The sequence below is a fragment of the Sphaerothrix gracilis Ecp01 genome (assembly GCF_030405905.1).
In the GTDB taxonomy this organism is placed as follows: domain Bacteria; phylum Cyanobacteriota; class Cyanobacteriia; order Phormidesmidales; family Phormidesmidaceae; genus Sphaerothrix; species Sphaerothrix gracilis.
The window spans coordinates 165,289-183,451 of record NZ_JASATW010000004.1; the positions used below are offsets into that span (position 1 = coordinate 165,289).

Annotated in this window: 19 protein-coding genes and 1 pseudogene; 10 read left to right on the forward strand and 10 right to left on the reverse strand. The window is 53.5% G+C overall.

Going from position 1 to position 18,163, the window contains the following annotated elements; genetic code table 11:
* From QJQ48_RS05795 to tmk, 3 genes and pseudogenes are all read right to left on the reverse strand, one after another.
* Nucleotides 1-693: pseudogene (locus QJQ48_RS05795) on the reverse strand (HlyD family secretion protein); the annotation flags it as partial.
* Nucleotides 694-776: 83 nt separating this feature from the next.
* On the reverse strand, nt 777-1,730 hold the full coding sequence (locus tag QJQ48_RS05800) for a DNA polymerase III subunit delta' (protein ID WP_346290256.1): 954 nt from the start codon (nt 1,728-1,730) through the stop codon (nt 777-779).
* Nucleotides 1,673-2,383: a dTMP kinase gene (gene tmk, locus QJQ48_RS05805; RefSeq protein WP_346290377.1), complete on the reverse strand. Its 711-nt coding sequence runs from the start codon at nt 2,381-2,383 to the stop codon at nt 1,673-1,675. Before tmk ends, QJQ48_RS05800 begins: the two co-directional genes overlap by 58 nt.
* Before the next feature lie 340 nt (nt 2,384-2,723).
* Here tmk and QJQ48_RS05810 point away from each other — a divergent pair, with 340 nt between their 5' ends.
* Nucleotides 2,724-3,047, forward strand: a complete 324-nt coding sequence (locus tag QJQ48_RS05810) for a hypothetical protein (protein WP_346290257.1) — start codon at nt 2,724-2,726, stop codon at nt 3,045-3,047.
* A 50-nt stretch (nt 3,048-3,097) separates the two neighbouring features.
* On the opposite strand, the gene QJQ48_RS05815 is transcribed toward QJQ48_RS05810, so the two are convergent.
* Both QJQ48_RS05815 and QJQ48_RS05820 read right to left on the reverse strand, forming a co-directional pair.
* Nucleotides 3,098-3,541: an FHA domain-containing protein gene (locus tag QJQ48_RS05815; protein ID WP_346290258.1), complete on the reverse strand. Its 444-nt coding sequence runs from the start codon at nt 3,539-3,541 to the stop codon at nt 3,098-3,100.
* Nucleotides 3,542-3,750: 209 nt separating this feature from the next.
* A complete protein-coding gene (locus QJQ48_RS05820; protein ID WP_346290259.1) occupies nt 3,751-4,299 on the reverse strand; it encodes a cyclic nucleotide-binding domain-containing protein in 549 nt (182 codons plus the stop codon).
* Nucleotides 4,300-4,386: 87 nt separating this feature from the next.
* Here QJQ48_RS05820 and QJQ48_RS05825 point away from each other — a divergent pair, with 87 nt between their 5' ends.
* From QJQ48_RS05825 to QJQ48_RS05835, 3 genes are read left to right on the forward strand one after another with little or no spacing between them, the layout of a single operon-like run.
* Nucleotides 4,387-5,196, forward strand: a complete 810-nt coding sequence (locus QJQ48_RS05825) for an RMD1 family protein (RefSeq protein ID WP_346290260.1) — start codon at nt 4,387-4,389, stop codon at nt 5,194-5,196.
* 26 nt (nt 5,197-5,222) lie between these two features.
* On the forward strand, nt 5,223-6,458 hold the full coding sequence (locus tag QJQ48_RS05830) for a glycosyltransferase family 2 protein (RefSeq protein ID WP_346290261.1): 1,236 nt from the start codon (nt 5,223-5,225) through the stop codon (nt 6,456-6,458).
* A gap of 6 nt (nt 6,459-6,464) precedes the next feature.
* Nucleotides 6,465-7,370 (forward strand): alpha/beta fold hydrolase, encoded by a 906-nt coding sequence (locus tag QJQ48_RS05835; protein ID WP_346290262.1) that lies wholly within the window; start codon nt 6,465-6,467, stop codon nt 7,368-7,370.
* Nucleotides 7,371-7,448: 78 nt separating this feature from the next.
* Here the strand turns inward: QJQ48_RS05835 and QJQ48_RS05840 are convergent, their stop codons facing one another.
* Nucleotides 7,449-7,898: an SRPBCC family protein gene (locus QJQ48_RS05840; RefSeq protein WP_346290263.1), complete on the reverse strand. Its 450-nt coding sequence runs from the start codon at nt 7,896-7,898 to the stop codon at nt 7,449-7,451.
* Nucleotides 7,899-8,206: 308 nt separating this feature from the next.
* Between QJQ48_RS05840 and QJQ48_RS05845 the strand changes: the two genes are divergently transcribed.
* Nucleotides 8,207-9,856 carry a mechanosensitive ion channel gene (locus QJQ48_RS05845; RefSeq protein ID WP_346290264.1) on the forward strand — a complete coding sequence of 550 codons (1,650 nt, stop codon included), beginning with the start codon at nt 8,207-8,209 and terminating at the stop codon, nt 9,854-9,856.
* A gap of 189 nt (nt 9,857-10,045) precedes the next feature.
* On the opposite strand, the gene QJQ48_RS05850 is transcribed toward QJQ48_RS05845, so the two are convergent.
* The 3 genes from QJQ48_RS05850 to sodN all read right to left on the reverse strand — a co-directional run bounded on the left by QJQ48_RS05850 (nt 10,046) and on the right by sodN (nt 11,537).
* Nucleotides 10,046-10,552 (reverse strand): GNAT family N-acetyltransferase, encoded by a 507-nt coding sequence (locus QJQ48_RS05850; protein ID WP_346290265.1) that lies wholly within the window; start codon nt 10,550-10,552, stop codon nt 10,046-10,048.
* Between the two features lie 62 nt (nt 10,553-10,614).
* A complete protein-coding gene (gene sodX, locus QJQ48_RS05855; protein WP_346290266.1) occupies nt 10,615-10,968 on the reverse strand; it encodes a nickel-type superoxide dismutase maturation protease in 354 nt (117 codons plus the stop codon).
* Nucleotides 10,969-11,063: 95 nt separating this feature from the next.
* The gene (sodN, locus tag QJQ48_RS05860) at nt 11,064-11,537 is read right to left on the reverse strand and encodes a superoxide dismutase, Ni (protein ID WP_346290267.1); all 474 of its coding nucleotides are present in this window, start codon (nt 11,535-11,537) and stop codon (nt 11,064-11,066) included.
* A gap of 269 nt (nt 11,538-11,806) precedes the next feature.
* Here sodN and QJQ48_RS05865 point away from each other — a divergent pair, with 269 nt between their 5' ends.
* The 5 genes from QJQ48_RS05865 (at nt 11,807) to QJQ48_RS05885 (ending at nt 17,006) form a co-directional block, all read left to right on the forward strand.
* Nucleotides 11,807-12,811 (forward strand): DNA/RNA non-specific endonuclease, encoded by a 1,005-nt coding sequence (locus tag QJQ48_RS05865; RefSeq protein ID WP_346290268.1) that lies wholly within the window; start codon nt 11,807-11,809, stop codon nt 12,809-12,811.
* 3 nt (nt 12,812-12,814) lie between these two features.
* Nucleotides 12,815-13,672 (forward strand): tRNA (5-methylaminomethyl-2-thiouridine)(34)-methyltransferase MnmD, encoded by an 858-nt coding sequence (locus QJQ48_RS05870; protein ID WP_346290269.1) that lies wholly within the window; start codon nt 12,815-12,817, stop codon nt 13,670-13,672.
* A 217-nt stretch (nt 13,673-13,889) separates the two neighbouring features.
* Nucleotides 13,890-14,903 carry an HD domain-containing phosphohydrolase gene (locus QJQ48_RS05875; RefSeq protein WP_346290270.1) on the forward strand — a complete coding sequence of 338 codons (1,014 nt, stop codon included), beginning with the start codon at nt 13,890-13,892 and terminating at the stop codon, nt 14,901-14,903.
* A gap of 85 nt (nt 14,904-14,988) precedes the next feature.
* On the forward strand, nt 14,989-16,350 hold the full coding sequence (gene glmU / locus QJQ48_RS05880; RefSeq protein ID WP_346290271.1) for a bifunctional UDP-N-acetylglucosamine diphosphorylase/glucosamine-1-phosphate N-acetyltransferase GlmU: 1,362 nt from the start codon (nt 14,989-14,991) through the stop codon (nt 16,348-16,350).
* A 2-nt stretch (nt 16,351-16,352) separates the two neighbouring features.
* Entirely contained in the window at nt 16,353-17,006 is a 654-nt protein-coding gene (locus tag QJQ48_RS05885; protein ID WP_346290272.1) for an HAD family hydrolase, read from the forward strand.
* 129 nt (nt 17,007-17,135) lie between these two features.
* On the opposite strand, the gene QJQ48_RS05890 is transcribed toward QJQ48_RS05885, so the two are convergent.
* A complete protein-coding gene (locus QJQ48_RS05890; RefSeq protein ID WP_346290273.1) occupies nt 17,136-17,810 on the reverse strand; it encodes a PEP-CTERM sorting domain-containing protein in 675 nt (224 codons plus the stop codon).
* Nucleotides 17,811-18,163: the final 353 nt, after the last annotated feature.

Sequence of the window (18,163 nt, forward strand, 5' to 3'; positions counted from 1 at the left end):
ACCAATCTGGGCCTCGGCGTTACGCATGTCGGTGAGGCGATCGCTTTCGAGCTGAGCGCGGGTAGCGGTGGCGCTATTGAGTTCTTCCTGCAGCCGATCTACCTCTGTTTGCTTTTGGTCGAGTTCTTGCCGGGCGATCGCCCCGCGCTGGTAGAGCTGCCGGAAACGGCTCAAGTCGGTGCGGGCTAAGGCCAAATCCGCTTCTAAACTTTTAATTTTGGCCGCCTGTGCCGCCACGGCATAGGTCTGGGGCTGATCAAGCTGCTGATAGCGAGTCTGGGCTTCCTGAATTTGGCTCTGGCCGGCATTGGTTTCGGCAGCGAGCAATGCTTGGGCTTCCGCCAGTTCGCTAGCGGCTAGATCGCGCTGAGCTAAACGCACCTCATACAGATCTAAATAGGCCAGCACCTGCTCTGCTCCTACCGTGTCACCTTCGGCTACCAGGACGCGGCTGATCCGCCCCCCTTCAGAAGCAGCTATATCCACCACCCGGCCCTGAGGTTCAATCCGCCCCAGCGCCGCCACCTTAACCTGCTGGGGCGGGGTCACCACTTCCTCTTCTAAAGCGGCCTGCCGCGATGTAATTAGCGATCGCGCTGTCCAAAACGTCACGCCGCCGACAAAAATTAGAGCGCCGATGAGCAGCCAAACCAGATTGTTTTTGAAGGGACCTTGCGACTGATTTACGTCCATACTGCCTGTATCAGTCAGTTATGTTGATAGCTAGTTACTACAGGGCTGGCGCTCTGTCACAGTTCATCTTAGATCAGTAAGCCTCAGGGCGATCTCACCAACTGCATTAGCGTCACCTCCCACACCAAACGCGGCTGCACAAAGCCCCGCAGGTGTCGTCGGGCCTGTTCTAGCTGCTGCAGCCAGGGAATAGCCTCAGCCGCGATCGCCCGCCAGTACTGATGCTGCAGATAGTCTATAAGCCAGAGCTGCGACTCTACATCTAGGGTTTTGGCAATCTGACGGCCTAACTCTAGCGCCTGTCGCAGGGTGGCCGGAGGCCGCTGCAAAGTCTGCAGCAGTTCTCTGGGAATTGTCTGCATTTGCTGCCAGCAGGCGATCGCCTGTCCGGGACTGCCCTGGGCGATCGCTAAAATCTCCGGTTGGGCCAGCACCTCGGTCTGATTTACCTGAGCCAGCACCTGCTGCATCTGACTGCTGCTGAGACGGTGGAAGGGAATTTGCTGACAGCGGGAGACTAAGGTTGGCAGCAACGTACTGCTATCTGGCGCTAGCAGAATTAGGGTTGCCCGCCCTGGCTCCTCTAGGGTTTTGAGTAAACCATTAGCGGCAGACTCTGCCATCGTCTCAGCCTGTTCAATCACCACGACCGCTCGCTCTGCCTCCAGCGGCGGTCGGCTCAAATAACGGGCAATCTCCCGGACTTGCTCTAAGCGAATCTGAGGCGGACTTTTGCGTTTCAGCCCCAGCGTCTCAGCTTCAGTCGCCGTTACCCGCTTGCCCTGATGCAGATAGGTTGGCTCCACCCACAGCAAATCAGGATGGCTGCGCTGCTGAATGCGGTGACGCACCGGCGCTCCGTTTCTAGGGGAAACCAGAAGCTGCTCGGCTAGAGCCGTCGCGGCCAAGCTGCGACCAACCCCTTCCGGCCCGGCAAACAAGTAGGCAGGGGCGATCTGCTGCTGGGCAATGGCCCGCTCTAGGAGTTCAACCGCTTGGGACTGGCCGATGAGGGCCGCGAAGGCAGAGGATACCACTGGCTCAGCTTCTCTTGCAAAATGGACTGAATCTGCTGGGCGATCGCCGCTGCTTCTCTATCGGCAGCAATGACCGCTGTGAGCGCATCCCTTTGAGCCAGTACCTCAAAGCCCTGCTGTACTCGGCGATGAAAGCTCAAATCAGCTTGCTCTATTCTATCGGCTAGCCCCCGCCGCTGGGTACGCGCCAAACCAACTTCCGCCTCTAGCTGTAGCCACAGCGTTAAATCACTGCTAATACCGCCAGTTGCGATCTGATTGAGCTGTTTCACTAGGGCCAGATCAAGGCCCCGGCCATATCCTTGATAGGCCAGAGTTGAACCGGTAAAGCGATCGCACAGGACTAAATAGCCTGCCTGGAGCCAAGGACGGATCTGTTCATCTACGTGCTGAGCGCGATCGGCAGCATAGAGCAATAATTCTGTCGTCGGCTGAATTTGGGCTTCATCCTGAGGCTGTAGCAAAATTTGCCGTAGCTGCAGTCCCAGCGCCGTTCCCCCCGGCTGCCGAGTTTTGACGACGCCCGCCACCAAGTTGGCTGCTTTTAGCGCCTGTAGCTCCGGGCTGTTCTGCAGCCAGTCAAATAAAAGATTGAGCTGCGTTGTTTTACCACAGCCTTCAATGCCTTCAAAAACAATTAATTTCCCCAAGATTTCTGCCCCAAAAGCTTTAAGCACGCTAGGATTCAACCGCTACTGGCAGTGAAAACAGTAAAATCATGAAGATTGCAATACCGTTAAAGGTCAGTAACTTTACAGGCAAAAGCGCTCCAGCCGCTTAGTTTAGCCTAAAATCAGTTTCAGAATTTCCTGAGGCGGTATCGTTTTTTGGAAAAATATGGGTAGATACAGGTTTGTTGTATCCAGTAATAAAGCGTTAGTGTTGAAGACGTAGAGTGGAGCATATTATCTCCTCTGCTGTCCGTCAAGCCCTCAAGGCTAGGTGACAGCCTGTTTCCTGAGTTAGATGATTTTGTTGATATTCCAGATTCTTATGGCTCGCTATACCAACCTGTTTACATCAGCCGGGTCTGTGCCGACGCTGCGGCAGTCTTTAGCCGAGACGCTCCGCGCCTGCAACCTCAACCTGATTTATGAAACTGCAGACTACTTGGTCGCTAAAGAAAAGCCTGGTCACGTCTCCTTTTCTAAGCTGACCACCGTTGAAGTTTTGATCAATCCACCTTTAGCCGGTCAGGATGAAGCCCGGGTCAACCTCGTTGTCAAGAACGAAGAACTGCCTTTACAGACCGATAATCACTGCCAGCAGGTTTTTGAAGCTATCAACCAGGCGATTGTACTGGCTCAAGTCTCTTAAAAATTTTAGGCGGCCCGGATAGTGAGGGCAGCTACAAGAGGAGCAAACTTTTACTTGCTGGCAGTTTCACCCCCTTCCTCGGACTCTTCAATCATGCCGGGGCTGATCAGCGTGATATCAAATTCATCTGGTGGCAAAGTAGAGCCAGAATCGCGTCTTAGCTGGTAGTAAATTGCGCGCGCCTGTGGCCCAAACACAATCTCGTCTTCATTTTTGAGATCGTGGGCCTGTATTTTACGGCCATTAATCATCATACCGTTGGCGCTGGGCTTACCTTTGAGGTTGCCGTCTACAATACGGTAATAAAACGTTTCGTCGTCTCTGGGTAACTGAACCAAAGTCGCATGGTGACGTGAGACAAACTGCGACGATAAGCGAATGTCACATTTTGGATCACGGCCAATCGAATAGACGGACCCATCCAAAATAATTTCACGCCGCCCTTTACTATCTTCAACAATCAAAATGCTGCTGAACTGAGATTCTGAAGCCATTACCCAATCCTTGATTCAGTCAGAGGAACGCAGTTACTAGACTAGCCTGCATAGTTGTAAATTGCTTAAGGAAATTACTATGCAGTTTCCAATTGTCTCTTACCCTAGCCAGCAAATGCAATCCCCGAAATTCTGTGCTAATAATACTCAAAAAAATTAGGGGAACTGATATTGACCTACAGGATAGTAACAGCTTACTGACACGGGGGCTAAGTTTCAATCTCACCGTCACGTAAACGCCTGAGCAGCCAGTCGAAACGAATGGCGGCTAGAGCCATATCGGCTGCCATATCTAAGTCGAGGGTTTCCCTAGAAAGATCGAGCGGCTGCCAGTGGTCAGCCTCGTGGATTTTTTGCACGGTACCTCTGAGCCGCGTTGACAACAGAATAGCCAATGCTCGGTAGAACCTAGCGGCAAACCAAACATCTTGGTTCAGCTTATCTACTAGATGATGTTTGGGAATTGTCAGCAACAGGCTGGGTTCGGCAGCCGTCACGGTGGCTGAAGGCAAGCGGGTATCGACAAAGGACATTTCGCCTACCACCTCGCCGCTAGAAAGCTGAGCAATGACCTGCTCTTTAAGCGCAGCTACCTGAACGATAAGTGTGCCATCCAATAGAAAGTAGATAGCATCAATAGGCTGTCCTTCGTGAATGAGAATGGTGCCCTGGGCAATTTCCTGACGCTTACCGATTGAAATTAACCAATCAATATCATCGTCATCCAACACACCGAGAATAAATAGAACTCTTTTCATCCGCGTTACCTAATGGGCCGTGCTGAATTCATTTACATTAGCTTAGTAGGGTCAATCCCTTTTTCCTGACGGTGTGACTAATTCTGCATGCAGATTTCCCGATTTTTTGAAATAGATACGCTTCAGGCTCGTGCCCTATTTTTAGGTCAAAGTATTGATTTAGAGCGGTTCAGCAGCATCAATTCCTTGGCTATGACGCCGCTGATGGTGGAAGCTGGTGACCAGGGGTGTGCGGTGCTGTTTGATTATGGAGCAGTAATCGTCATTGGCCTTTCTCCTTTAGAAGAGGTTAAGTTTCTAAGCGATCTGGAGGCTTTGGTAGCAGAGCCTTTCACAGAGCCTGAGACAGAAGAAATTACAGTTCATCTAGATACGGCTAAGTCTGGCAAAGCCGAAAACGATACGCTGTGGCTAGCGGAATTTGATATTCCCAGCCTGCAGATTGTGGCAGATGTTTTAGCTAAGAGCGTGGTGCTGGCTCACTACGAGAAGGGAGCGGCAGCGGTTTTTGATCGGATTGAGCCGTTTGCGGCTAGCCTGCAGCGGCTGAAAAATGATGGTAAGCAGGCCAATGAGCTGCTGCGACAGATTGGCAACACCCTGATGATTCAGCACAAAATGGTGGGCCGAGTCGAAATTATTGATAAACCGGAGCTGCTGTGGGAGTTTCCTGAACTGGATCGCCTCTATTTGCGCTTGGAAGATGAGTACGAAATTCGTGAGCGTCACTTGGCTCTAGAGCGCAAGCTAGATCTGGTGACACGAACGGCGGAGACGGCTTTAGAACTGCAGCATCAGAATACGGGACTCCGTTTGGAGTGGTACGTCGTGATCCTGATTGTGATAGAGGTGCTGCTGTCGCTCTATGACCTATTCTCAGAAAAGTTGCCGTTTTAGAGCTGAGCGCAGTGGCGATCGCCCCCATGTGTACATTTTCCCTCACTGATTACGGATTATTCATAGCCGTCGCGGTGTTGCTGCTGTCGCTCTATGGCATGACGGTATTTTTCCGTCGTCAGAATCGATCGCTAGATCGAGCCCCATCGCTGTCGCCAATTGGAGCAATGCCGCCACAGCTACCCCCCATTAGCGTTATCATTCCGGCCTATAACGAAGCGGTCAATATTCAAGCCTGCGTTGAGGCCGTGCTGAACAGCGAGCTGCCTCAAACCTGTCAGTTGCAGGTGATTGTGGCAGATGACGAGTCGAGTGACCAAACTTTAGCGATCGCCCAGTCTCTTGCCAGCACGCACGCAGCCGTACAGGTGGTCGCCGTGCCGCCTCGCCCGACTGCTGAAACCTGGCGCGGCAAAAACTGGGCCTGTGCTAACGCCGTGCAGCAGGCCACGGGGGATTACTGGCTGTTTATTGACGCCGATGTGCGCCTGGAGCCCAAGGCGATCGCCACGACGGTGCAAAAAGCTGAGCAGGAAAAAATTGATCTCCTGAGCTGTGCCCCAAATATCGTCTGTGGCTGTCTAGCAGAGTGGCTAGTGCAGCCCGTGATGATGAGCGTTTTAGCCATTGGTTTTAGCTTCGAGGGCGTCAATGATCCTGACCAGCCAGCGGAAGCGTTTGCGGCAGGGCCGTTCATGCTGTTTCGCCGTTCCGTTTACCAAGCTATTGGCGGCCACCGGGCCGTGGCTGATGACCTGGTAGAAGATGTTGCCCTGGCGCGTTTGATTAAAGCCAAAGGCCACAAGCTGCACTACACCCTGGCGCTGAAACTGCTAAAGGTGCGGATGTATCAAGACTTTGCGGGTCTTTGGGAAGGCTGGACTAAAAACTACTACGTCGGTATTGGTCGCGACTTATTTGCGACGCTGTACTCTGCCCTTGCTATCACGGTCGTGTTTGTCTTTCCCTGGTTGGGGCTGGCGATCGCGCTAGCCTGTAGCCTGACGGCTTGGACAAAGCCGACTGCTGTTGCTACCCCCTGGCTGATGGTAGGGTCACTGACTTTAGCGGCGATCGCCCTTGTCCGCCAGTACACCTATCGCCGCCAAACAGCCCAACGCTTCGGCCAGCCCCTGCGCTACGGCTGGCTGAGCTGGCTCAGCGGCCTGCTGGTGGCGGCGATCGCCCTCGGCTCTGCGATTAAAACTGAAACGGGCTGGGGCTGGACTTGGCGCGGGCGATCGCTAGCGGTCAAGGAATAGGCTTCAATGCAGCTTCAAACCATTCAGCTCGACACCTATCAGGCAGCTTATTGGGAGCAGGGACAGGGCACAGCGCTAATCTTTCTTCACGGCTTTCTGGGCAGTAGCGCCAACTGGCAGCGACTTATCCAGCAGCTTGCCCCTCACTATCGCTGCATAGCGCTAGATTTGCTCGGCTTCGGTCAGTCTGCTCAACCTGTGCTGCGCTACACCATTTGGCATCAAATCGCCTTTCTGCAGCAGTTCGCTGCTGCCCTTAACCTACAAAACTTTCACCTCATCGGCCATTCCTACGGCGGCTGGACGGCCACTGCCTACGCGATCGCCGCCGCTGGCTATACCTGGACGCCTGACTATAGCCGCTGGCTACCCCCTTCCTCTCCTGCAGTTTCACGCCTAGCTCAGCCTGGGGCTCAGGCAAAATCCAAAACTCAAAGCGCTGCTTTCCCGCCGCCGCAATCCCTCACCCTGATTGCCCCAGCCGGTATCCGCGATGACAGCTTTGTCGGTCGCTACAGTTACCTCAGACCCCTCCTTTGGGAAACACCTATAGTGGACTGGGTTTTGAACGCGATCGCTCCCCTAGCTGCTTGGCTGGGCCAGCAGGCCGCTTTTGAGCAAGTCTACCGCGCCCGCACTGAGCTGCTAAAACAGCCTGTCGCCAAATCTTTTCTAGTGGATCGCCTCACTCCGGCAGACGCCATCGACACCGTTGAGAAATATCTAGATATTCTCACTCTGCCAACGCAGGTGATTGCGGCTGAACTCGATAGCACAATTCCCCTCTGGCACTGTCAAACCTATGTCGAAGGAATCGCCAACGCTCAGCTCACCGTCTTGCCTGAGGCCGAACATGACTTAATTCAAACTCACTGCGAGGCGATCGCCCGGATTATCCGGCAGCGTATCTAAAGAGCCTCTGCGCCTTGTCCGAATTTTGATGTCTTTGCGTCTCCGCTTCTCCCGCTCCCCGCCCCTAACACTAAGCACTTATGAGGAAAGCCTCTCGGCCACCTGCTTTAGCCGCTGAAGCTGGGCCTGCATGTCTTGCTGTGTCCATTTAGCGGCAAATGTGTTGAAGCCAAAGGCAATGAGCGGATTTGGCACTTTGAACTCGAAGCGGTTTAGTAACTCAGTGCCCTGGTCTTTAGGCAAGCACTCCCAGCGATCGCGTCCTTGGAAAAACCCTTCAAACTGCCAAACCACCAGCCCTGGCCTGCGTTCGACGACTGTGCTTTTCAGCGTTGGCTGTAGCAGCGGCACCTGAATGATAAAGCGGCTTTGGCTACCTTCTGCAGAAGACCAGTCGCCCACTGGCTCACAGCGCAGGGCCGGATTCAGCCAGCGGTGCATTAGCTCTCGCTCGACAATGCAGCGCTCGACCGTCGTCGCAGCGGCCCGAATCCAGATGGATTGCTCAAACACTTGAGTGTCAGACATTTTTGACAAAATCAGGTCTATCGAAGGCTAGATGCTGGAAAAAACCAAAGAAATTACGCTTCTTTTCAGTAAAATTGCTTAATTTCTCTAAGTTGCTTGACGGCAGCCCCTAAAATTCCCACTATTAGTGTGAATTCTCAGTAAATTAAGAGCGATTCTTTTTGGGCATCTCCCTTAAGCCTAATCGATCACAGAAGTTTATCGGGGACTGGTGAAAATCGTCGTTTCACGTCAGTATTCTTTCGGAGGCACAACTTTCATATTTTGCTGAACCCTGCTTTCTTCGAGATGACTATAGAACAAAATTCATGATGATGACTCTTCAGACTGCAGCAGAGATATATTCTGCCTTGCCGATTCCGCCTATTCTGGCTCAGGAGGGTGACACCAACGTTTTTGTCACTCAGCTTGGCAATCGCTTTGGCAGCTTCATTCCTAATCTAGTAGCCGCTATTCTAATTTTGCTGGCAGGCTGGCTGATTGCAACGGTTGTTGCTTCAGTAACACGCGGCTTGCTCAATCGCACTAATCTAGACGATCGCATCGCCAACATGGTGATGGGACGCGATCGCGATCAGGATGTTCCGGTCGAAAACTGGATCGCAACAGCGGTGTACTGGATCATTTTGATCTTTACGCTGGTTGCTTTCCTCAAGGCTCTAAATCTGACCGAAGTGTCAGAGCCGCTTAACAATCTCCTACAGCAGATTTTCCTATATTTGCCCCGTATTGGCGGTGCAGCGCTGCTGTTGGGTCTGGCCTGGCTTATTGCCACCCTGGTCAAGCTTTTGGTGACGCGGGGCCTCTCTCGCTTCAACCTGGATGACCGCCTAGCTGAGCAAACCGGAGAAGGGGGCAGTCCTTTTCTGGTGAATGAAACCATTGGAGACGTGCTCTACTGGTTCATTTTTCTGCTGTTTTTACCCTTAATTCTAGATGCGCTGGACTTACAAGGTCTGCTAGAGCCGGTTCAAGATCTAATCGATCAGTTCCTCTCTGCCGTGCCGCAAATTCTGACAGCGCTGCTGGTTTTGGGCATTGGCTGGCTAGTAGCTCGCATTGTTCGCGGCATTGTCACCAACTTCCTGATGGCAACAGGCATCGACCGGCTGGGTGCCCGTTTTGGTCTAGCTGAAACTACTCGCGAAGGCGTAGCCTTATCCAATCTAATTGGCACCATCGTTTACGTGCTGATTTTGATCCCAGTCGCCATTGTGGCGCTGAACGAACTGGATTTAGAGGCTGTTTCGGCACCTGCTATCGTCATGCTGGAGCGTGCTTTAGCCGCAGTGCCTCAAATTTTGACGGCAGGCGTAATTATCATCCTCTCCTACGTGGTGGGTCGCTTTATTGCCGACTTGGTCACAAGCATTCTCGTCAGCGTTGGCTTCGATCGCATCTTTGGCGTTTTAGGACTGCCTGAGCTATCTGGCCCTACGGCTAGCCAGCCTCGCACCGTTCCCAATGCTGAAGGTCAGCCAGAGACAACCGTACAAACTCCGGGCAGTACGCCTTCTGAGATTGTCGGCATCATTGTTCTCGTCGGTATTGTTCTATTCGGCGTTATCACCGCTACTGAAACCCTCGGCTTTGACCAGCTTACAGACATCGTACGGGCGATCATGCGGGTTTCAGCTCGTGTCCTCAGCGGTGTCATTGTTTTTGCCATTGGCCTCTACTTTGCCAATCTGGCCTTTAGAGCCATCAACAGCATCAACAATCCCCAAGCGCGGACTCTAGCCCAGGCGGCTCGCATCATCACCATTGCCTTCGTCGGCGCGATGGCGCTGCAGCAGGCAGGGGTGGCCACAGATATTGTGAATCTGGCCTTTGGTTTACTGCTGGGGGCAGTGGCCGTGGCGATCGCGATCGCTTTTGGTCTAGGTGGACGCGATATTGCGGCTGAGCAAATGCGTGAATGGCTCAACAGCTTCAAGAACAACAACCGCCCCTACTAAAAGCTGCCTCAGAGTCAGGACTGACGCACTCAACAGGGTGCCAACGAATCATGAGATCCTCCCGGCTGTTGCCACCTCCCCTCATTTGAGGGGGGCGGGGGGATCCTTCGCACTCTCATTAGTGTCTCGAACTTTGAACTGCATCACTGCTAAACCCGCTAGGGTGGCATAGACGTGCGCCCCCTAAGCTCAGTTCTGAGCCAAGTTTTTTAAGGCCGTTCCCGTGACCCGGCAGAGTTGCCATTCGGGCTTGATTTCAGCTCCCATGCGCTGATAGAAGTCTATTGCTGGGGTGTTCCAGTCTAAAACGCTCCAGTCTAGCCGACCGCAGCTCCGCTCCACTGCCAACTGGGCTAAGTGGGTCAAGAAGGCTTTACCGATTCCCTGCCGCCGATAGGTAGGCAGTACGAACAAATCTTCTAGATAAATTCCCGGCTGCATCAGAAAGGTCGAGAAATTGTGAAAAAACAGGGCAAATCCAGCTGGATGGTTATCAACCCTGGCAATCAAGGCTTCGGCATAGGGGCGATCGCCAAAAAGATGCGCCTGCAAATCGGCGGCAGTGCCCGTCACTTCATGAGCTAGCTTTTCATACTCGGCCAGTGCCTTGACTAGGTCAAATAAAATCGGCACGTCTTCCGGGGTGGCGGCCTGAATAGTGAGGCTGGCGGCGTCAGGCAGAGCATTGCTTCTCATAGCGTTTTCTTGTCCTTAGCGAAAGATTTACCTACTGCAAAGACGGTTCAGCCTAGCGCATCCTAAAAAAATCGGCAAACCACTTTGCCCAAAATCAGAGCAGCGGGCACCGTGCCAAAAGCGCGGCTATCTTCGCTGGCAACGGTATTGTCTCCCTGGAGAAAACAGGCTCCCTCAGGACTAGCGGCAACGACCCGCTTGATGAGGCGCAAGTCAGGTCGTTGGGGATGCCTTGCCACCACAATGTCTCCAACCTGCGGCGGAGAGTGGCAATACGCCTGGGGATCTAGCAAGACTTCGTCCCCCGGCTGCAGCAGTGGCTGCATAGAATAATTCACCACGCGAAACCGCTGGCGTTTTCTTAAACACCAAAGCAGCAGATCTTGCCATCTGCTGCTCGGTAAGTCTGTTGCCATTGTGCTAACAGAATTGGCTGAACGGGCCGTCAATATTGCTGTCGCCAGCAGTAAGGGGGCATTCGCGAATGCCCCCTTACCGAATCGAGATATGTCTAGCTGGCGGTGTACCAGGAAACGTCACGATCTTTGGTGGCCCAGAACATGTTGTGGATCTTTTGCACAGCTTCCATCAGTTCCTGGGAATGCTGCAGGCTCACTTCTACCTTGCAGGCAGAGCAGAGCTTGGTGGCTTTCCAAAAGGTATCGTGCAGATCAGGATACTTATCGAGGTGAACCGGCTTGAAGTAGTCAGTCCAAAGAATCAAGATTTCATCTTTGGCTTTCTGAGCCTGCTCTTCCTTAATCGCAATGTAGCGAGACAGGGTGTTTTCGTAAGCTGTCCAGGCTGCTTTGTCACTGGTCGCCGGAATCTCTAGATCCATGATTTTCTTAGTCATGGAGAGAACCGCTTCAGCGTTGATCCGAGCCGCAGAGGGGTCGTAAACGCCACAAGGTCCGTCGCAATGAGCATGAACTGCGGGTGCGGGGAACCAGTCTTTTAGCGTAGAAATTGCTTTATTTAGCATAGTGAATTAAAATTCGCTCGCTTTAGGAGAATTTGGTATCAACAAACTGAGGGAAATGGGAACCGGGTGATTTGGCTAGCAAAGCCAGCTATCCCTAACCAGATCGGTAGGTCAGATCTGCGAGAAATCTTGGCGATCGCATCCCCCCCTTCCCCATTTTTATGGCAACTGGCCGATCGCGACAAGTCTCTAAGGGCACTAAACCCGATCTTGCGGTCTGTTTTCTATCAAAAGTAGTAGAGTCATCCCAGTGACTTAGTTAAAACGCAATGCCTCAATTTTCGCTGCCCTATCTCATCGGCGCTGTGCTGGTGTCCCACCTACTAGCAGGATGCAGTGGACTAGACGCACTGCTAACTGACACCTCAGCGTCAGAGGTTTTGCCTCCCTGCGTCCAGGACGAGTGCAACTGTGGTGACTTTCGCGATCAGGCTTTGGCGCAGCGGGTACTGGACGCTTTTGTCGGTGATCCCTACGGCTTGGACAAAGATAACAACGGGCGGGCCTGTGAGAGCTTACCGGCAATCAGCTCAGAGATGGACGCCATTGCCCCCAGCAGCCGCAATATTCATCTGGTTTTGGGCAACCCTAGCAACGCCAGCGATCGCAATCTCAACAACTATCTAATTGAGCGGCCCCAGTATGCGCTGTCTTACAACCGCGATCGCGGCACAGCCAACTGGGTGAGCTGGCAGCTTTCAGCCGACTGGCTCGGCGGCGTTGATCGGCAAAATGATTTTCGCCAAGATGGCGGCCTGCCCCAGGATGTTTATCAGGTAACACCGGATGACTATCGCGGCAGCGGTTTTGATCGCGGTCACTTAGTCCCTTCGGGCGATCGCACCGCCACCCGCGACGACAATTCCGCCACGTTTTTGATGACCAACATTGTGCCCCAGTCGCCGGCCAACAACCGTGGCCCTTGGCGAGAGCTAGAAGAATATTCTAGGGACTGGGTATATCAGCAAGACAAAGTGCTGTGGATTATCAGCGGTGTCTATGGTAGCCGGGAAGTTTTAGCCCAGGAGGTTGTGGTGCCCTCGCGCATTTGGAAAGTGATTGTGGTGCTAGATCCCTCTCAGGTCAGTAGTTCTGCGATCGAGGTGGATGAGGAGACGCCGGTAATTGCCGTAGATTTGCCCAATCGCAACGGGCTAACCGGAGACTGGCGGGCCTATCAGACCTCGGTAGACAGCATTGAAGCGGCAACGGGGTATGACTTGTTGGCTGAATTGCCCGATGATGTGGAAGCGGTACTCGAAGCTCAGGAGTAGCATGTGACCCAGTTTGTGCCGGAGCTGACGGCAGATGGCTCTTACACTTTCTACTCGGCAGCCTTTGGCGAGCATTTTCACAGCCGCGACGGTGCCTTTCAAGAAGCCCAGCAAACCTACATAACGGCGACTCAGCTAGCGCCAAAGGCGCAGCGGCAGCAGCTTTACCTGCTAGATATTTGTTACGGCTTGGGCTACAACACAGCGGCGGCACTAGAAACGATTTGGCGCGTCAATCCCCGCTGTCAGGTAACCTGGTTCGGCTTAGAACTAGACGTGACGGTGCCCCAAGCCGCGATCGCCCAGGGACTCACAAAATCCTGGAGCAAATCGGTTCAAGCCGTACTAGCGGCTTTGGCACAGCAGCAGGTGTTCAGCAGCGATCGCCTCCAGGCCCAGTTACGACTAGGCGACGCGCGACAGCAAATCTTATCGCTGGCATCAAGCGGATTCCAGGCCGACGCGATTTTTCTCGATCCGTTTTCGCCGCCCCGTTGCCCTCAGCTTTGGAGCCTGGAGTTTTTGCAGCAGGTTGCCAACTGCTTGCGGCCTGATGGCCGTTTAGCCACTTACTCAGCCGCCGCTGCCGTCAGAAAAGCCCTCCTGGCCGCTGGCTTGCATTTAGGAGAAAATCCGGTTGCGGGGCGTCGCTGGCCGGGGACGTTGGCCAGCTTTCAGCAAAGCGGCTTACAGCCCCTGTCACTTCAGGCTCAAGAACATTTGCAGACCCGCGCCGCTGTCCCCTACCGCGACCCGCAGCTAAGAGATGCCCCAGAGCAAATTCAGCAGCGCCGCCAGCTTGAACAGGTTCAGTCCGCTCTAGAACCCACAACCCGCTGGCGGCAAAGATGGTATTACTAAAATAAAAATGCGCACAAATCATCCGCACTATGGCTTAATTTTTATATTGACTTTGAGCAACTTCGCCGAAAAAACATTTCGATCCCTAGAGGGTCTTGGCACTATGTGAAAAAGAATCGCAGGGAACCATTCGCTATATTCCCCTAGCTTTTTGTCCTGACTCCCAGGTTTAAAAGCTGTTAATAGTAACTATGCAGACCAACTCTGTCATCTCTTCGTGAACTACTCTGACACACAGGCCGCTAAAGTTTTAGTCGTAGACGATCATGCAGCTAGCCGCCTGACGGCTGTTGCTCTACTGTCAGTAGAAGGCTATGAGGTCGTAGAGGCTGCCAGCGGGCCATCAGCCCTACAGTCGGTTACGGACTGTCTGCCAGATCTGCTCCTGTTAGACGTGATGATGCCGGGCATGGATGGATTTGAGGTCTGTCGTCACCTCAAGCAAAATGATCAGACGCGGCTAATTCCAATTGTGTTCGTGACGGCCTTAGATAATCGACAGGCCCGCCTCAGAGGAATCGAGGCCGGGGGGGATGACTTTTTAACCAAGCCTTTTGATCAGCTAGAACTCTCAGCCAGAGTGAAGTCTCTGATCCATCAAAAGCGCTTAAATGAAGATTTAGATCACGCCGAGCAGGTGTTGTTTTCCTTGGCGCGGACGATTGAAAGTCGAGATCCAAACACAGGGGATCACTGTGAGCGCTTGGCTCAGCTAGGGCAGGCTTTTGGAGAATTTCTGCAGCTCTCGCGATCGCAAATCCGTGACCTGATGTGGGGTGGTTACTTGCATGATATTGGCAAAGTGGGCATTCCCGATGCGGTGCTGCTGAAGACCAGCGGCTTCACCCAGGCTGAGCACAAAATCATGCGGGAACACGTCATTATCGGTGAGCGCATTTGCCAGCCCCTACGCACCCTGCGCGGCGTTTTGCCCATCATTCGCCATCATCACGAACGCTGGAACGGCTCTGGCTACCCCGATGGACTCGTTGGCAACGACATTCCCCTGCTGGCCCAGGTTTTTCAGATTTTAGACATCTACGATGCCCTGACCAGCGATCGCCCTTACAAGTCAGCCTATCCGCCAGAAAAGGCGCTGCAAATGCTCTGGCGGGAAGTCGGTCGCGGCTGGCGCAATCCTGAGCTGATGGCTCTGTTTGATACGTTTGTACGGCAGCAGATGTATCAGCGGCAACTGCCCGCTACAGCCCCGCTAGCTGAAGTGAACTGACTGCGAATCTCTCCGAGGCGTTTTTGCTCTAGGAAAGAAGCACGGTATACTCCGGGATGGCTAGCTTAAAGGAAAATTACAAACGATGTTAGCGGTAGCAGTTTTGGCCGCCGGACGCGGCACCCGGATGAAGGGAACTTTACCCAAGGTGCTGCACTCGCTGGGGGGGAAATCTTTAGTAGAGCGCGTTTTAGATAGCCTCAAAACGGCGGATCCCGCTCGCCGCTTTGTCATAGTGGGCTATGGCAGCCAGCAGGTGGAGCAAGCGCTGAGTCATCTCAGCGATTTAGAATTCGTGGAGCAGGCTCAGCAGCTAGGTACCGGCCACGCTGTCCAGCAGGTAATTCCTCACCTCGCAGATTTTCAAGGTGACCTGCTAGTGCTCAACGGCGACGTGCCCCTCCTGCGACCAGAAACGCTACAGAATCTAATTCAGCAGCACCAGACCCACCGAAACGCGGCTACTATCCTCACGGCCCAGATGGCCGATCCCAGCGGCTATGGCCGGGTCTTCTGCAATGAGCAGCACATCGTCACCGAAATCATAGAAGACCGGGACTGCAGCGCCACACAAAAGCAAAATCGCCGCATCAATGCCGGTGTCTACTGCTTTAACTGGCCGCAGCTAGCCCAAGCTCTGCCCCAGCTCAAGACCGACAACGACCAGCAGGAATATTACCTCACCGACGTGGTGAAGCTGCTCTCGCCGGTGATGGCGGTTGACGTGGCAGATGCGGCAGAGATTCAGGGCATCAACAACCGCAAACAGCTAGCCGCCGCCGCCACGCTGCTGCAGGAGCGGATTAAAGATTACTGGCTGGCGGCTGGGGTAACGCTGATTGATCCCGCCAGTATCACCATTGATGAAACCGTAGAGCTGGCTCCAGACGTAGTAATTGAGCCGCAAACCCATCTAAGAGGCCAGACCCGAATTGCGACTGGCAGCCGCATTGGCCCTGGCAGCCTGATTGAGAACAGCCAGCTTGCCGAAAACGTGACCGTTCTCTATTCAGTTGTCAGCGACAGCACCGTGGCTGCCCAAACCCGCATTGGCCCTTATGCTCATCTACGGGGACAGGCCGCCGTAGGGGCAGGATGCCGGGTGGGTAACTTCGTGGAGCTAAAGAAAGCTGAAGTGGGCGATCGCACTAATATTGCTCACCTCTCCTATATTGGCGATGCGACGCTGGGCAATCAGGTCAACGTTGGCGCTGGTACCATCACCGCCAATTACGACGGCTATCAAAAGCATCGCACCGTGATAGGCGATCGCACCAAAACCGGCTCTAACAGCGTCTTTGTAGCCCCTATCAACATTGGCGAATCCGTCACTGTGGGAGCCGGATCTGTCGTCACTAAAGACGTGCCCGATGATGCTCTGGTCGTCGCCCGCGCCAAGCAAACCGTCATTCCCGACTGGAAACCTAAGCATTTACGCAAAGAGTAATTATGCTGCAGGCCATTTTGTTTGATCTCGATGGCACCTTGGCCGATACCGACCCGATTCACTTTCGTATCTGGCAAGAGCTTCTGCGATCGCACCAGGTAGAAATCGATCATGCTGACTACCAGCAGCAAATCAGCGGTCGCCTCAACGCCGATATCATGGCAGACCTCTTACCCCAGCTTTCGGCAGCGGAAAGAGAACAGTTTGCCAGCGATAAAGAAGCCCGCTTCCGAGAACTGGCCGTCCATGAGCTGCAGCCTCTAGCCGGATTGCTCCCCCTCTTAGCCTGGATTGACCAAACCGGACTCAAAACGGCAGTCGTCACCAATGCCCCCCGCCAAAATGCCCACTTCATGCTCAAAACCCTGAATCTAGCCCAGCGCTTTGCCACCGTCATTCTGGCGGGTGAGTTGCCAAAGGGTAAGCCCGACCCGATGCCCTATCAGGAAGCGATGCGGCAGCTTCAAGTGCAGCCAGAGCAGACTTTAGCCTTTGAAGATTCCCCTTCCGGCTTGCGCTCAGCCGTGGCTGCCCAGGTGACAACCGTAGGCATGGCCACCACTCACACGGCTGACTCGCTCTACGAGCTAGGCGCTAATTTAGTGGTCGCTGACTTTACCGACGAGCGCCTGAAGCAGTTGGGCCTCTTGAGCTGAGGCAATAGAAAACCACCAACAAAAACTGCCTAGGGCATTGCACCCTAGGCAGCGCTCGATTTTAGCGAACGGCTTCAGTGAGAGAAGGTTGCATCAAGTACCTGACGCCAAGATGACGCTCAGGATGGCTTAAGCAGTCCGCTGACGACGACGGAGTCCTAAAAAGCCGCCTAGACCCACCAGGGCGATCGCTGCTGTTGCCCCCGGCTCTGGCGTAGAAGCCATATCGTCTACCGCCACAATTTCGCCTGCCGAAGCTGGCAGAACGGCAATATAGCCGCCTGTACCATCCACTTCGCCATCAGTGCCCGCGCCCACGCCCGCATCTACTGACAGGCCGTGATAAACAATCTCACGGAAGTCCAGCGGAAACAGATCAGCCGCCTCAAACGAATCGTCTGGATCTGGTGTCAAGATATTGCTGCCAAAAATACTGCTGTCAGTCAGGTCATAGGTCATTGTGTAGCTGGCATTGCCATCAGGCGTATTGATGGTTTCGATTGGCAGCACAATCGGGCCGTAAACGGTCGCACCTTCTAGCAGTTCAACAAAGCCATCACCATCTGTATCCTGGGCCAGCGTCGGTGTTTCAGAGTCAGCGGCATCGCCGCCGCTAAAGAGGCCATGAATGTGACCGACGTGAGGCTGATCCGGCTCGAAGCCTGTAGCCTCTAAGGTGACAGTCAGCGTCTCCATATCGTCAGATACATCCAGCAAGACAGTGCCTGTCACGCCGGAATTATTTAGGGCGCTCAGGTCTGCTGTAAAGCTGGCAGCTTGGGCAGATGCAGCAGAAACCCCCATGAGAGAAACACTGAGGAGGGCTATTTTTGCTAATTTCATAAACTCACAGTTACTTACACCACGGCCAACAGTTACTTAGACTCCGGCCCGGAAATCGTTGTCCAACGATGGTCTATCTCTAATACGAGAGAAGTATTCGTTTGGATGCCATTGAAGTAGATATTGCAATAGAAAATCTGCTTAGGCCGTCTATCGGTGGGAATAGCTCCGTATGTCTTTTGCGTAAAGTGTAAGTGAAGCTACTGTGAGGTTGCTGACTGCTGCAATCTTGGCGGCAAAGCTACTGAAACAGAAAGCCCGAAATTATGAGCGGTATCAGCAAGGTTAAAAAGACAATAAAAACGAGCGTCCCT